The organism is Mycobacterium terramassiliense (assembly GCF_900157385.1).
Taxonomy (GTDB): domain Bacteria; phylum Actinomycetota; class Actinomycetes; order Mycobacteriales; family Mycobacteriaceae; genus Mycobacterium; species Mycobacterium terramassiliense.
In genome coordinates this window covers 296,505-310,475 of record NZ_LT717701.1, presented here as the reverse complement: position 1 = coordinate 310,475, position 13,971 = coordinate 296,505, and the positions used below count along the sequence as shown (strand labels likewise).

Genomic DNA, 13,971 nt, shown 5'->3' with positions numbered 1-13,971 from the left:
CATTCCCGATTGCCGCGTTAGCTGCTGGCCACGTGCGCGCTGCCGTCGTCCAAGTCGTTGCGGTGCAAGCTCATCGGAGTTTTGGCGGGGATATCGCCGCCGGCGATCACCACCCGGGTGATCGGGGTGAGCGCTTGAAACAGCGTCTCCACCTCGTCGTCGCTGAGCGCGCCGAGCGCGGACAGGCCAAGCGCATCGGTGCTGGATTCGATGTGATCCTTCAATTGGCGACCGGCTGCCGTCAGCGAGCCGTCGTCGTTGAGCAGACCGCGCTCGGCCAGCCGCTGCTCGTAACGACGCCACGCCGCCTCGTCATAGTCGCGGGTGCGGGCGATGTAGTCGCGCTGGACCCGGCCCGCCGCGGCATGCAATACGTTGGATTCGCGGCCCGAGATGCCGGCGGCGGCCAGCACCGCCACGTGCCCATCGCCGCGCTGCTCGCGCAACAGCGTCGTCGCATGCCACAGCGCGGCGAGCGGATCCTCCGGCCAGGGCAACGCCAGGTTCGCGGCGAACAGTGGGCGCCCGTCAAGCGGCGCCTCGCGCGCCGCCCGGCCCGCCAATTCCGCTGCCACAGCGACACTTTCATCCGCCACGACGCCGTAGCGGCGCAGCGCCGCGACGGCGGAATCCCGTCGGGCGCGCAGCGCGGCCTCCGGACCGGCGATCTCCCACGCGGCCGGCAGGGCCTTGGCAACCCGTGCCGGTGCGAAGTTGTAGAAGACCGCGGCCACGACCTCGCGCGGCACCATGCCCAGCGGCGCCGATCGTGCGGCGAAATAGCCCATCCAGAAGCCCCGGTAACCCAGCCCGTCCAAGGCCGCCCGCGCCTCCGGCGCGAAGTACGTCACCGCATGCACCGGCTCGAATCGATCGAAGAAGCGTCGCGCCAATCCCGGTTCTCTGCGCACGCTGGCAGTTAACCACCCGGCGCGGGGCCGAGGACGCCGACCCGCCCGGCGGCCGCTTCGGCTCGCAAGGCGGTGGTCGTCAGGTCGAACGTCACCCCGGGGGTCGTCTCGTTGACGAGCGGGTTGCCGGTCCACCAGGCGATGCGGCACGTCCGCCTAGTGATGCGCCACCCGGCGGGCGTGCGCCGCCAGGAGTCGTCATACCAGCCCGTCCCCTCCCAGAGGGGACCGGCGTCGGCGGCCTTGCGCACCAGTCGCCAGCCGCCATTGCAAAAGCTGTGCGCGACGTCCCCCTCCGCGCGGACCACGTGGGTTGAGATGGTGTGCTGGGTGGCATCGAACGGATCGTGATAGGCGGCGAAGTCCGCCTTGAACCGCACCAGATCGCTCCACCGCGACGACGCCCCGTAGTCCGCCACCACGTCGGTGGTGAAGATCGAGTCGAACAGCTGCCACCGCTGGCTGTCCACCGCGAACCCGTAAAGGTTGAGCAACTGCGTGATCGCCACGACGTCGGTGTCGGTGCTTGCCATGGCTCATTGACCTTTCAGGCTGCCGATCCGAAGCGAAAAGTCCGCGCGGTGCGATGACGGCTTTCCCTCGATCTCCTCGACATAGCGCTGGGGATCGCGGTCGACGATCGACAATCCCTCGGTGGTCGGATGCTCGGCCATGAACTCGCTGTATTGCCGCCCGAGCGCCTCGCGAAGGCCGATCGGGGCGCTGCGACGGAAGTCCGGCAATCCGTCCCTTTCCTCCTCGCGCATGTGGTCGTCATTGGCCGATCGGGTGCGCGCGACGGCAGCCCACCACTCCTCGGTGCCGACCTGTGCTGCGTCGGCGTCGCGCACTCCGTCGCGAATGTCGTTGTGATCGCCGATGGCATCGAGCGTCTCGCCCTCGGGATCGTCGGTCCCGCGCTTCAGCAGCTGCGGGTAGAAGATCTTCTCCTCGATATAGGCGTGGACGTCGAGCTTGTCGGCGAGCGGACGCCACACCCGCTCGAGAGTGGAATGGTTGGCGGGTTCCTGCCCGCGCAGCGAATCCAGCCTGGCGAACTGTTGGCGGAACCAGTCGTGGTCGGCGCGGATCAAGGTGGTGATGTCAGCCATTCCAACTCCCGCGTTTCCGAGCGCTACCCGGCCGCTGCGGATCCGCGGCCACGGTCTCCATGCTGGCAGAACCCGTCAACCCGCGACAGCGTGACGTTGGCTTAGCTCTCTGGGCGGGGTGTGGGGCTCTGCGCCGATTCCCATTTCGATGCCAGCGACCTCCTGACGGTGGTGCCGGACGCCATGTCGAGCTGGAAGGTCTCGCCGCCGCCCTCGAGGGTGACGACGTATCGGCCGTCGGTGAAATCCTTGAAGACCACCTTGTACGGCTGCTCGCCGGCGCCGCGGTCGACGGTGATGATGTCGCCCGCAGCGACGTCGTCGATTCGGTCGTTTGCGGAAACTTCGGTCATGCCATCGACGGTAGCCGATGGGCGGCGAGTGGGTTGCGGCCCGGCCGGGGCCGGCGGCCAATCTTGTTGTGCTACTTGGTCAGCTGGACCGCCAGCTCATGGCAGCGCTGCGCGCGCTTGGAATCCTCGGCCATCACCACGGTGATCCTCGTTCGGTCGCCCGAACCGTGCGTCTGAGGGGCCTACCCGTGGCCGGGCCCGCTATACCGATGCCGCTCGGTCCGGCAGGGTCCCGTTACCGCCGTCTGGCCGGGCTGTCACCCGACGGACGCGCATTGTTTGCCCGCGGGCAACCGGCGGGCGCATTGGGTCTGCGAACCTTGACCGACGCCGCGCGACCAGGAGTCGCCGCGAATCGAGGAAGGGCGGCCATGACGGAACACTTGCGCGCTTACAACAGCCTGTGGCAGGTTCGCAGCGACTCTTGGTGCCGGCTGGAGGAGGCCGCCGACCGGCTGACCCGCCCGACCACCGAGGGCGCGTTGAAGGCGAAGTGCATCAACACCTGCCAGGAACTGCTCACTCGCCTGAGCGCCCTCGAACCCTATTGGGCCTACCCCGGATCGCCGCAATTCGCGCGAGTCCAACGGCTTTTCGCCGCGGGCAGCTACGACAAGTTCGCCCAGGCGCTGGTGCAGATCAACCGCGCGCTGACCACCGAGTCGTACCGCTCGGGCGACGTGGAGAACGCCGGAGCCGACGACCTCGACATGTTCCCGTCCGATCCGCGTCAGCTCGCCGAGCACCAACCGGCCACTCAGCGCGACCGCCCCTATTTCGAGGTGCTCGTCGTCGAGAAGATGACCGAAGACCAGGAACGGGCGCTGCGCAACGAGGTCCGCAAGTGGCGCCGACCCGACGACGAATTCGTCTACGAGCTGGTGGTGGTGTCCAGCGGCGACGAGGCGCTCATCGCGGCGCGGCTCAACGTGAACCTGCAGGCGGTGGTGATCCGGCGGCGCTTTTCGCACCAATCGACCCGGGATCTGTCGGCGCTGGCGGAGTTCGTCGATACCGGCGTCTCGCACGAGCTGGCGGATCACCAGTCGCCCGAGGAACGCGCGCAGATCCTCGCGGTGTCGCTGGCGAAGCTGCGGCCCGAACTCGACCTGTATCTGATGACCGAGATCGAGGTGGAGGACATCGCCGGGCGGCTCGGCCAGTACTTCCGCCGGGTGTTTCACGCCCGCGAAGGCATGCTGGAGCTGCACCTGTCGATCCTGCAGGGGGTGGCGGCGCGCTACCGCACGCCGTTTTTCAGCGCGCTCAAGCAATACAGCCACCGGCCCACGGGCGTCTTTCACGCCCTGCCGATTTCGCAGGGCAAGTCGATCGTCAACTCGCACTGGATCAGGGACATGGTCGGCTTTTACGGCCTGGACGTGTTCATGGCCGAGACGTCGGCGACGTGCGGCGGGCTCGACTCGCTGCTCGAACCGACCGGACCACTGCGGGAATCCCAGCAGCTTGCGGCCGAGGCGTACGGTTCCCGCCACACCTACTTCGTCACCAACGGCACGTCGACGGCCAACAAGATCGTCACGCAGGCGTTGGTGGCCCCGGGTGACATCGTGCTGCTGGACCGCAACTGCCACCAGTCCCACCACTACGGGATGATGCTCGCCGGCGCGAATGTGGTCTACCTCGAGGCCTATCCGCTCAACGACTACTCGATGTACGGTGCGGTGCCGTTGCGCGAGATCAAGTCGAAGTTGTTGGGGCTCAAGCGCGCCGGCAAGCTCGACCGCGTCAAGATGATGTCGCTGACCAACTGCACCTTCGACGGCATCGTCTACGACGTCGAGCGGGTCATGGAGGAGTGCCTGGCCATCAAGGGCGACCTGGTGTTCCTGTGGGACGAGGCCTGGTTCGCGTTCGCCCGCTTCCATCCCGTCTATCGGACGCGCACCGCCATGGCCTCGGCGCGGGCGCTGCGCGAGCGGCTCGCCGATCCCGACTACAAGCAGCGCTTCGAGGAGCAGCTGGCAGCCGGCCCGGCCGGCGACGACGACCTGCTGGACCGCCGCCTCATCCCCGACCCGGCGCTTGCCCGGGTGCGGGTGTATGCCACGCAGTCGACCCACAAGACCCTGACGGCGTTGCGGCAGGGCTCGATGATCCATGTCTTCGATCAGGACTTCGACCAAAAGGTGGCCGAACCGTTCCACGAGGCCTACATGGCGCACACCTCGACCTCGCCCAACTACCAGATCCTGGCGTCGCTGGACCTCGGCCGCCGCCAGGTGGCGCTGGAAGGCGTGGAGTTGGTGCAGCGGCAGATCGAAAACGCGATGCAGCTGCGCGACGCGATCGACAACCACCCCTTGCTCAGCAAGTACATGCGGTGCCTGCGGACCTCCGATCTGATCCCGGAGGACTTCCGGCCCTCGGCCATCGCGCAGCCGCTGCGCTCGGGCCTGCGCAACATGATGGCCGCGTGGGACCAGGACGAGTTCGTGCTCGATCCGTCGCGAATCACGTTGTTCATCGGACCCACCGGCTACGACGGGGACACGTTCAAACGCCAGCAACTGATGGACCGCTACGGAATCCAGATCAATAAGACGTCACGCAACAGCGTGCTTTTCATGACCAACATCGGCACCACGCGCAGCTCGGTCGCGTTCCTGGTCGAAGTCCTCGTCAACATCGCCCGTGAGTTGGACCAGAACATCTCCGAGATGAGTCTCGGTGAGCGCGAGCACTTCGCCCAGGCGGTCTATCGGCTGACCGAAATGTCTTTGCCTCTGCCCGATTTCAGCGGCTTCCACCCGGCATTCCTGGATCACGGCGGCAGCGAGGCGACGCCCGAAGGCGACGTCCGACGAGCGTTCTACCTCTCCTACGACGACACCAATTGCGAATACCTCATGGGCGAGCAGATTCTCGAACGGCTGGACGCCGGAGCCGACATCGTCTCGGCGACGTACGTGACGCCCTACCCGCCGGGATTTCCGGTGTTGGTGCCGGGTCAGGTGTTCAGCCGGGAAATCCTGCAGTTCATGCGTGATCTCGATACGCCCGAAATCCATGGCTACCTGCCGAATTTCGGCTATCGCGTGTACACGGAGAAGGCCATCGAGACGGTCAGCGCGTCGATCGGGTTGGCGACGCACAACGGTCATCGCCCCGCGGGGAGCACGGACGGGCCGGCGCCGCAGAAGCCGCCGAAGAAGAAGCCGAGCAAGCGCGCAGGGGCGGATGGCGACGGGAACGTCCCGGAGGTGGGGCAGGACGAGTTGATCGGCCGGCAGTACCCGGGTGACGCGGTGGGCACCGCGATTTAGTGCGACCGGTGGGCCCTGTTGCCTCAACCGCGCGAGAGGCGGCCGTCGAGGATGGTCAGCGCGCGCTCGGCCCATCGAACGTTCTCTTCCTCGAACGATATTCCGCGCAGCAGCGTCAGGTAGGGGCCCACCCGTTCGTTGTGAGCCAGGTATTCCTGCTCACCGCGGCCGTCGAGCATCCGGGCGCGCATCCGCTCGTAGCGTTGAAGCTTGGTCCTCGCTTTTTGCAGTCGCTCGGCCATGAAGTCACGGACGGCCCGCGCGTCACCGGCATCGGAGGCCAGCAGCTTGACGGCGAGATCATCGCGGATCACCGATGGCTTGGGCGCCCGGGCAGTGAACTCGCGGATCGCGTCGTGGCCCGACGCGGTCAGGGCGAACATGCGCTTGTTGGGTCGGCGTTCCTGCTGGACGACGCGCGCCCGGATCAGCCCTTGCTCGGCAAGGCGGTCGAGTTCGCGGTAGAGCTGCTGCGGGGTGGCCATCCAGAAGTTGGCGACCGAGGCGTCGAACCTCTTGGCCAGGTCGTATCCGGAGGCCTCACCATCGAGGAGCGCGGCCAGCACCGCGTCGCGCAGCGACACGGCGACAAGTTTAACAATACGAATAGTCAAAAAAGTGACTAAACGCACATCGACACCACGGCGAACGACCCCTAGCGTCAACACCACCTATTCAATAAGTTGCCTAAGGCAGGTGCCCCGTGGTTGCTACCCACCCCTTTCGCGCGGCGGTTGAGGGACGGGATGAAGGCGCCATTCAGGCGATGCTGGCCGACGACGTGGTGTTCATCAGCCCGGTCGCGTTCAAGCCCTACGTGGGCAAGCCGATAACCGCGGCGATCCTGCGCGGCGTGCTGCGGGTTTTCGAGGACTTCCACTACATCCGCGAGATCGCCGGCGCCAACGGCCGCGACCACGCGTTTGTGTTCGAGACGTCGATAGCGGGGGCGCCGGGGGTGAGGGTCACCGGTTGCGACTTCCTGCACTTCGACGACGACGGGCGCATCGACGAGTTCATGGTGATGGTGCGACCGCTGTCGGGCGCGACGGCGCTGTCCGATGCGATGGGCGCCCAGTTCGGGCGGATCCAGCGGGAGGCCGTCGAACTCGCCGACCAGTTCGCCGTCGCGAAGGGATCCTGAACATGCGGATCGGATTGGGGATCAACTACGCGGGCGGATTCAAGGACGTCGCCGCCGAAGTGGCCGACCTGGAACGCGCCGGGTTGGACATTGTCTTTGTCCCCGAAGCGTATTCGTTCGACGCGGTAAGCGCGCTGGGCTACCTGGCGGCCAGCACGGAACGGGTTCAGCTGGCCTCGGGCATCCTGCAGCTCTACACCCGAACCCCGACGCTGACCGCGATGACGGCGGCCGGCCTCGACTACGTCTCCGACGGCCGGTTCACGCTTGGTGTGGGCGCCTCCGGCCCTCAGGTCATCGAGGGGTTCCACGGGGTGGCCTATGACGCCCCGATCGCGCGCACCCGAGAGGTGATCGACATCTGCCGGCAGGTATGGCGGCGCGAGACCCTTCAACATCAGGGCAAGCATTACGTGATCCCGCTGCCGGCCGGCCAGGGCACCGGTCTGGGCAAGCCGCTGAAACTCATCAATCGCCCTGTCCGAGAGCGCATCCCGATACTGGTGGCGGCGCTGGGGCCCAAGAACGTCGAGCTGGCCGCCGAGATTGCCGAGGGTTGGCAACCGATCTTCTTCCTGCCGGAGAAAGCGCGCGACGTCTGGGGTGACGCCTTGGCGGCCGGCCAGGCCAAGCGTGACCCAGCGCTGGGGGACCTCGACATCTACGCGGGACCGGTCTTGGCAATCGGCGAAAACGTCGAGCCACTACGTCAATTCGTCAAGCCGCACCTCGCGCTGTACATCGGCGGAATGGGCGCCAAGGGTAAGAACTTCTATCACGCCCTGGCTACCAAGTACGGCTACGGCCCCCAAGCCGACCGGATCCAGGAGCTCTACCTGGCGGGCGACAAGGACGGCGCGGCCAAGGTGGTGCCGGACGAACTCGTCCGTGACGTCAACCTGATCGGTTCGCGCGAGTTCGTCAAGGAGCGCGTGGCGGCGTTTCGGGAGGCGGGAGTGACCACCTTGAACGTGGCACCCATCGCCGGTACGCCCGCCGAACGGATCAAGCTGATCGAGACGCTACGCGAACTGCTCTGACCGCCAAGGCTCGCGGGCGCCGTGTGCGCCCGTCGAACTGCCCCCGGAAACCCGGTCATCGTGTCGCGACCCGCCGAGGCATCGCTTGCCATAGCATGTGTTTTGTCGCGCCGAGGCCGACTCGTGCCACCGAGGCGAACCGCAGGAAGCAACTGACATGGAACTGGACCGGATAACCCACCCGCTGAGGCTGGCCAGGGGATCGCATCAGCCCGGATCGGGCAAAGGGTGTGCAATGAATGCGATTTCATACATCAACGGTGACGAGCACATCACCGACTTCCCGGCGACTTCCGCCCGCCCGCTCGCCTCCTTCGTCCAGTTGTGCAACGACCTGCTTGCCGGGCCCGACGGCTACCTTTCACCGGAGGACAGCCTGCTGGTACTCGAGTTGGGGTGGCTAACGGTGGGCACGGCCGACGTCGCCGACACTGTCGTGCACCCCTGGGTGGCCAAGCTGTTGGTGAGCCCTCCGTGGGGGGTTGTGCAGTACGCCGAGAACGCTGCGGCCGAGGCAATCACCGCGATCGCCGAACTGCATCGCCTGCTCGCCCCCGGCGAGACGCCGGCGATCGCCGAATGGGATGGCGCTGCCCGCGCGGCGCGCGCGGTCGGCACCACGCCGGTGACCGCCGAACGGTACGCGGTCCGGGCCGCCTGTCAATCGACCGCACTCGTCGAGACCGACGACTGGGACACGCTCGATGCCGTAACCGGCAATGCCCTCAAAGCGCATCGACTGGCGAACGCGGACGCTGGGGCCGCCCGCGTCGTGGAGATAACGCGCAACGCCATTCGCTCGTGGCGGCGGTTAGCCGGGTTGAGCGTCGTCGGGACAAAATGGGACGCCGTGGCGGCATAGGAAAGGCGACGACGGAATCAATTCTGGCGGTGGCGATCCCGTCGCAGCCGCATCGCGCGACTCACCGCCGTTGCCAACGCGAGCAGCGACATCGCGCCCAGAATCATCGTCGAGATCGCGGGTCCGACCGTGGTCAATATCAGCGGCAGGCCGAAGCCGACGTAGGTCACCACGTAGAACACCCCCACCAGCGCGCCCCGCAGGCGCCGCGGCGCCGCGGCTTCGAGGTCGATCAGGCCGTCGCGTAGGCAAAGACCCGACGCGCACCCGAGGATCAAGAACACCGACAAGCCCAGGGCCAGCGACATGGTCGGCGGGGCCACCGCGGTGACCGCGTACCCGAGCGCGGCCAGCACTGCGCCCGCGGTACCGGCATGCGGCCCCCAACGAAGCGCGCGGGCAAGTACCTGAATGAATCCGCTGACGCCGTTGACGATCAGCGTGGCGGTGCCCGCGGCCAAGGGTGCCGCGAGCCCCGTGTGCACTCGGCCGGGAATCGTGATGAACCCCAGCGTCGCCGAGGCGAACACCCAGGGGGCCAGCGGCATGGCCCAACTCAGCGCCCACGCGGTCCCCTGCCGAGCCGCCGGCGGCGGCTCCCAGTCGTGTGCCGCGGCCGCCGCGGTCGCGGTTCCGCGGCGCACCGCCGCGACCGAGAAAACCATCGCCGCCACGACGAGGGCGGCGGCCAGCCCGAACGACCACCGGATGCCGGGTTGCCCGGACCGTGCGATCAGACCCGCCGCGAACGGCCCGACCGCGAAGCCGCCGAGCAACACCGCTCCGGCGGTGCCCGCCCCGGCGGGACCTTTCAGGTCGGAGGCCCATGCGGTGCAGGAGCTCATCAAGAGACCAACGCCGATACCGACGACCAAACGCCCCGCCAGCAGCACGTCGGGTTGCTGCGACAGGAGCATCGCCACCGTGCCCACCACCGTGGCCGTCGCGCCCGCCAGCGCCACCGCCTGACGCCCGAGCGCATCGGACAGCCGCCCGCCCACGAGAAGTCCGGGCAGTAACCCCAGCGCGTAGATCGCGAAGATGCCGTCGAGCCTGGTCGCGTCGAGGTGTTGGCGTTCACTGATCATGGGCATCAGCGCGACGAAGTGGTTGGCGACCCAGCCCGTCGCCAACAACAGGGCCAAGACGCTGGCGAACGTCGCTCGCGCCGCACGCGGGTCGGCGCGCTCTTCCAGCGTGACCGGTGCCGGCGCTGGACCGCTTGTCAGCTCGGTCGACTCGTTCGACGAGAGCACCGATTTCCCTCCCCGGGTCTGAACAGCGTGGGCGGCCGACGAAAGGTAGTGGACAATGCCGCCCACGGAGTTATTCCCGCCGAGCCCGCCCACTGCACGGCTCCGCGCGCGGACCCGCCCCCGGGTCCTGCAAACGCGCGCCGATCCGGCGCAAAGCGCGAGTAAGGTTTGAAATCTGCCGATGTGGTGTACAGATAGCTCACTGCGAACCCAGGAGGGCAAATGATGAAGCAAATCGCTGCGGCAACGGTTGCGGTGGCCGCGCTGCTGTCCGGAGCGTGTTCGGCCTCACAGGTGATCAACACCGGAGGCGACACCAAGTGCAAGGACTTCACCACGCAGGACGAGAAGAAGCAGAGCGACGAGGTCAGCAAGATGCTCAAGGACAAGAGCGGCGCCGACCCGACCAGTATGGAGATATCCGCCACGCGTTTGTCGGCCACGACGTGGTGCCAGACGCTGGGCAAACCGGACTCCAAGATCTCCGAGGCTCCCCACGGCTGACGCGGGATACGCTGCGGCGCAGCTAATTTAGGACGAGATCGCTCGGCAGCGTGTCGCTGAGCATGGCTTCGGCGAGCAGCTCACCCAGCAGGGGCCCGAACTTCATCAGGTTGCTCCCGACGAACCCGACGACGTGGCCACGGCGCGCCACCGTCCAGCCGTCGCCCCCGGAATCCAGCCAGGGTGCGCGAACGGTGACGCAGTCGATCCGGCTCACGGGCACCAGCGAGGGGAACAGCGCGCGCACGACGGCGGGGTCGGGCACCTCCTGCCCGAATGCCCAACGGCCCGTGCCGCCCAGCGGCAGCCCGTAGCCCTCGGGCGCGGAAAGGCATGCGGCACCGGTCGCCTCGGCGCCCTCGTACGTAAAGCGGGTATGGGGTGCGAATCGCTCGCCGAGCGGGCCGAACAGCGCCGAGGTCCGCACGCCCGCGCAGATGAGCACGCCGTCCGCGCGCACCACGGTGCCGTCCGCCAGCGTCGTCGCGCCGTCGTCGGCGACCGCCACCACCTCGCAGCGCCTGACCACGGCGCGCCGCGCGAGGGCGTCGAGCGCGCCGCGGATGCGCAGGCTGCCACCCAGCGGGTCGAACACCCCGGCGTCCCACGGTGCCGCCACGAACGGGATGCGCGCGTTGATCTCGGACCCGTCCAGCCAGGAGAAGGCGGCACCGGCGTCTGCCATTGCCGCGGTGGTGGCCTCGAGCGCGTCGGTGTTGCCGGGGGCGCCCGCGGCGATGAAGCCCTCCGCGCCCAGCAGGCGCCCGGCGCCCAACTCGGACTCCCAACGCTGCCAGCCGGCACGAGCCCGCATCGCGAGGCCGCACAATGCCGCGCTCCTATGTGCGACGCGGAAAATCCTTGCCGGGCCGGCGGATTGCTCGGCGAACGGCGGCGCCTGCTGGGCGCGGAGGGCTTCATCGCCGCGTCAGCGCGTTGGCGGCCGCGAGCCCGCATATCCCCGCCCCCACGATGACAATCACGTTCGCCCCCCGGCGGCGTCAGAAGAAGAAGCCCGCGTGCGGCGCGTCGGCCACCGCGAACAATCGATCGGCGATGGCCGGCGCCTCCGGATCGTCGGTCCGGACGAGCCCCGCGGCGGCGAGGCTGCGCCAGGTCGTGCCCCCGAGTAGAACCGCGGCGAGGCCTTCGGCGCCGACGTGGAGCCGGGCGGCCCGCTCGGTCGGTTCGGCGCCGTCGCCCGTGACGGCGAAGCGGCCCGAATTGTGCGGCAGCAGAGGGTCATCGACCGCGATGGTGACCGACTCGTCGCCGCAGTATCGGCGCGCCGCCAGCGCAGCTTGCGCGTCGACGACGCGTAGCCACGTCTCATCACGCACCGCGGTGACCCGCACGGCTCGCCGATCCATGAGCAGCCAGGGCAGCGGATCGTCGACGGGCATCATCCAGAACACCACGCGATCGATGAGATCGAGCCCGAGCAGGAAGCGCGACAGGCCCAGATACGCGTCGGGCGTGGGCGCGAAGAAGTCCTCGACGGCGATGGTGCGCTGGTCGCTGACGAACCACGTTTCGGTGTCGACAGGACGGTAGCGGGCGAAACCGGTCTCATGCCCCGGGTCCCCATGCACCGCGATATACGAAGGGCCCCGGAAGGATTCGGTGCGCATCCGAACGCTGTGCCACCACACGTCCGGGCGATCGATGGTTCCCGGGCGTGGGGGTCGATTCGCGGCATAGATCCGGGGCAGGACGTCCCACGCCTCACCCATGTCCAGCAGTCGCACCCGACCCCCGGTCCCCACCTCGGGACGCAAGGCCGCCCGTGCCGTCTGGACCTCCATCGTCTGCGACGAACTCGCCACCCCGTAGCCGAACCGCTCATAGATCGTCGCCTCCGAGGCGCGCAGCGTCGCGACCGCCTCGCCTCGTGCGGCGAAGTCGTCCAGCTGATGGCGGATCAGCTCGGTGGCGATCCCCTTGCGGGTGAACGACGGCAGCACCCCGATGTGCGTCACGGCGGCATGGCCGACGATCGCTCCGCCGGGGAGGGTGAGTCCGCTCGTCACGGCGTCGGCGGTGCCGACCAACTGGCCGCCAGCGAAGGCACCCACCGTGCGGCCCGGTTCGAGCAGCTTGGTGATGTGGCCGGGCGCCAGGTTTGACAGCGGGGGAAACCCGACCATCGCGGCGCGGAACACGTTGGCCGCGGCGATCAGGTCGTCCTCGCTGTCGAGGACGCGAATGTCGGAGGTCATGCCGCCATCATGGCGCGTGCCCTGGCCGACGGTTGCGGCGCGGTGCCTAACGGATTTGCAGGCCCGTCAGCGCGCGCGAAATAACCAGGCGCTGAATCTCGCTGGTGCCCTCGAAGATGGTGAAGATCTTTGCGTCGCGGTGCATCCGCTCCACGGGGTAGTCGCGGGTGTACCCATTGCCGCCCAGGATCTGGATGGCCTCGTCGGTGACGTAGACCGCGGTCTCGCTGGCCACCAGCTTGGCCATCGAGCCCTCCGCAGAGTCGAAGCTTTGGTTGTTGCGCGCCATCCATCCGGCGCGCCACACCAGCATGCGCGCCGCGTCGATGCGGCTCTTCATGTCGGCCAGCTTGAACGCGATCGCCTGGAATTCACCGATCTTGCGGCCGAATTGCTCACGCTGGCAGGCGTAGTCGAGGGCGTATTCGTAGGCGGCCCGTGCCACGCCGACGGCCATCGCACCGACCGTGGGCCGGGTGCGCTCGAAGGTCTTCATCGCGGCCTGTCCGCGCGACGAGGAGCCGGACTTGACCCGGGCGATGCGCTCCTCGAACTTCTCCCGGCCGCCCAGGATGGTGTCCTCGGGGAGCCGGACGTTGTCGAGCACCACCTCGGCGGTGTGCGATGCGCGGATGCCGTGCTTCTTGAACTTCTGGCCCTGCGACAGCCCGTGGGTCTCGGGAGGGATGACGAAGGTGGCCTGGCCGCGGGTGCCGAGCTCGGGATAGACGGATGCCACCACGATGTGCACGTTGGCGATGCCCCCGTTGGTCGCCCACGTCTTGGTGCCGTTGAGGACCCATTCGCCGGCCGCCTCGTCGAACCGCGCGCGGGTGCGGATGGCGCCGACGTCGGAACCCGCGTCGGGCTCCGACGAACAGAAGGCCCCGAGTTTGGGTTCGTCGGGCGTGCCGAACATCTCGGGAAGCCAGCGGCCCAGCTGTTCGGGAGTTCCGTTGCCGGCCAGCGCCGCTGCGGCCAGCCCGGTGCCCAGGATGGACAGCGCGATGCCGGCATCACCCCAAAACATCTCCTCGAACGTGGTGAGAAAGCCCAGGCCCGTCGGCTCGGCCGCTTGTTGCGCGAAGAAATCGGGGGAGTACAGACCCACCTTGGCGGCCTCCTGGATCACCGGCCACGGGGTCTCCTCCCGCTCATCCCATTCCGACGCGGCGGGACGGATCACGTCGGCCGCAAATTTGTGCACCCAGTCGCGCACCTCGATCACGTCGTCGCTCAGTTGCAGTGAGAATGTCACAGCTTCACTCCTGAAATATGTTGGT

13 protein-coding genes and 1 pseudogene are annotated in these 13,971 nt (G+C 67.8%); 5 read left to right on the top strand and 9 right to left on the bottom strand.

Translation table 11 applies throughout. The features are described 5' to 3' along the window. Positions 1 to 17 precede the first annotated feature (17 nt). From MTAB308_RS16095 to MTAB308_RS16080, 4 genes are all read right to left on the bottom strand, one after another. The gene (locus MTAB308_RS16095) at positions 18 to 911 is read right to left on the bottom strand and encodes an SCO6745 family protein (protein ID WP_077100456.1); all 894 of its coding nucleotides are present in this window, start codon (positions 909 to 911) and stop codon (positions 18 to 20) included. A gap of 8 nt (positions 912 to 919) precedes the next feature. Next, the gene (locus MTAB308_RS16090; RefSeq protein WP_077100455.1) at positions 920 to 1,444 is read right to left on the bottom strand and encodes a nuclear transport factor 2 family protein; all 525 of its coding nucleotides are present in this window, start codon (positions 1,442 to 1,444) and stop codon (positions 920 to 922) included. 3 nt (positions 1,445 to 1,447) lie between these two features. Continuing rightward, the gene (locus MTAB308_RS16085; RefSeq protein ID WP_077100454.1) at positions 1,448 to 2,023 is read right to left on the bottom strand and encodes a hemerythrin domain-containing protein; all 576 of its coding nucleotides are present in this window, start codon (positions 2,021 to 2,023) and stop codon (positions 1,448 to 1,450) included. Positions 2,024 to 2,124: 101 nt separating this feature from the next. Next, positions 2,125 to 2,376 (bottom strand): hypothetical protein, encoded by a 252-nt coding sequence (locus MTAB308_RS16080; protein ID WP_077100453.1) that lies wholly within the window; start codon positions 2,374 to 2,376, stop codon positions 2,125 to 2,127. A gap of 371 nt (positions 2,377 to 2,747) precedes the next feature. On the opposite strand from MTAB308_RS16080, the gene MTAB308_RS16075 reads away from it, so the two are divergent. Continuing rightward, positions 2,748 to 5,663, top strand: a complete 2,916-nt coding sequence (locus MTAB308_RS16075) for an aminotransferase class I/II-fold pyridoxal phosphate-dependent enzyme (protein ID WP_077100452.1) — start codon at positions 2,748 to 2,750, stop codon at positions 5,661 to 5,663. Positions 5,664 to 5,686: 23 nt separating this feature from the next. Here MTAB308_RS16075 and MTAB308_RS16070 read toward each other — a convergent pair whose 3' ends face one another. After that, positions 5,687 to 6,247 carry a PadR family transcriptional regulator gene (locus MTAB308_RS16070; protein WP_077100451.1) on the bottom strand — a complete coding sequence of 187 codons (561 nt, stop codon included), beginning with the start codon at positions 6,245 to 6,247 and terminating at the stop codon, positions 5,687 to 5,689. A gap of 119 nt (positions 6,248 to 6,366) precedes the next feature. Between MTAB308_RS16070 and MTAB308_RS16065 the strand changes: the two genes are divergently transcribed. The 3 genes from MTAB308_RS16065 (at position 6,367) to MTAB308_RS16055 (ending at position 8,709) form a co-directional block, all read left to right on the top strand. Beyond that, positions 6,367 to 6,807, top strand: a complete 441-nt coding sequence (locus tag MTAB308_RS16065) for a nuclear transport factor 2 family protein (RefSeq protein ID WP_281253118.1) — start codon at positions 6,367 to 6,369, stop codon at positions 6,805 to 6,807. A 2-nt stretch (positions 6,808 to 6,809) separates the two neighbouring features. Continuing rightward, a complete protein-coding gene (locus MTAB308_RS16060; protein WP_077100449.1) occupies positions 6,810 to 7,847 on the top strand; it encodes an LLM class F420-dependent oxidoreductase in 1,038 nt (345 codons plus the stop codon). 235 nt (positions 7,848 to 8,082) lie between these two features. Further along, a complete protein-coding gene (locus MTAB308_RS16055) occupies positions 8,083 to 8,709 on the top strand; it encodes a hypothetical protein (RefSeq protein WP_216823673.1) in 627 nt (208 codons plus the stop codon). Between the two features lie 17 nt (positions 8,710 to 8,726). Here the strand turns inward: MTAB308_RS16055 and MTAB308_RS16050 are convergent, their stop codons facing one another. Continuing rightward, on the bottom strand, positions 8,727 to 9,965 hold the full coding sequence (locus tag MTAB308_RS16050; protein ID WP_245831430.1) for an MFS transporter: 1,239 nt from the start codon (positions 9,963 to 9,965) through the stop codon (positions 8,727 to 8,729). A 222-nt stretch (positions 9,966 to 10,187) separates the two neighbouring features. Here MTAB308_RS16050 and MTAB308_RS16045 point away from each other — a divergent pair, with 222 nt between their 5' ends. After that, a complete protein-coding gene (locus MTAB308_RS16045) occupies positions 10,188 to 10,469 on the top strand; it encodes a hypothetical protein (protein WP_077100447.1) in 282 nt (93 codons plus the stop codon). Positions 10,470 to 10,491: 22 nt separating this feature from the next. Here the strand turns inward: MTAB308_RS16045 and MTAB308_RS16040 are convergent. From MTAB308_RS16040 to MTAB308_RS16030, 3 genes and pseudogenes are all read right to left on the bottom strand, one after another. After that, positions 10,492 to 11,452, bottom strand: a pseudogene (locus tag MTAB308_RS16040) (NAD(P)/FAD-dependent oxidoreductase). An 18-nt stretch (positions 11,453 to 11,470) separates the two neighbouring features. Further along, on the bottom strand, positions 11,471 to 12,688 hold the full coding sequence (locus MTAB308_RS16035; RefSeq protein WP_077100446.1) for a GNAT family N-acetyltransferase: 1,218 nt from the start codon (positions 12,686 to 12,688) through the stop codon (positions 11,471 to 11,473). 46 nt (positions 12,689 to 12,734) lie between these two features. After that, positions 12,735 to 13,946, bottom strand: coding sequence for an acyl-CoA dehydrogenase family protein (locus MTAB308_RS16030; RefSeq protein WP_077100445.1), 1,212 nt, complete (start codon positions 13,944 to 13,946; stop codon positions 12,735 to 12,737). Between the last annotated feature and the right edge of the window lie 25 nt (positions 13,947 to 13,971).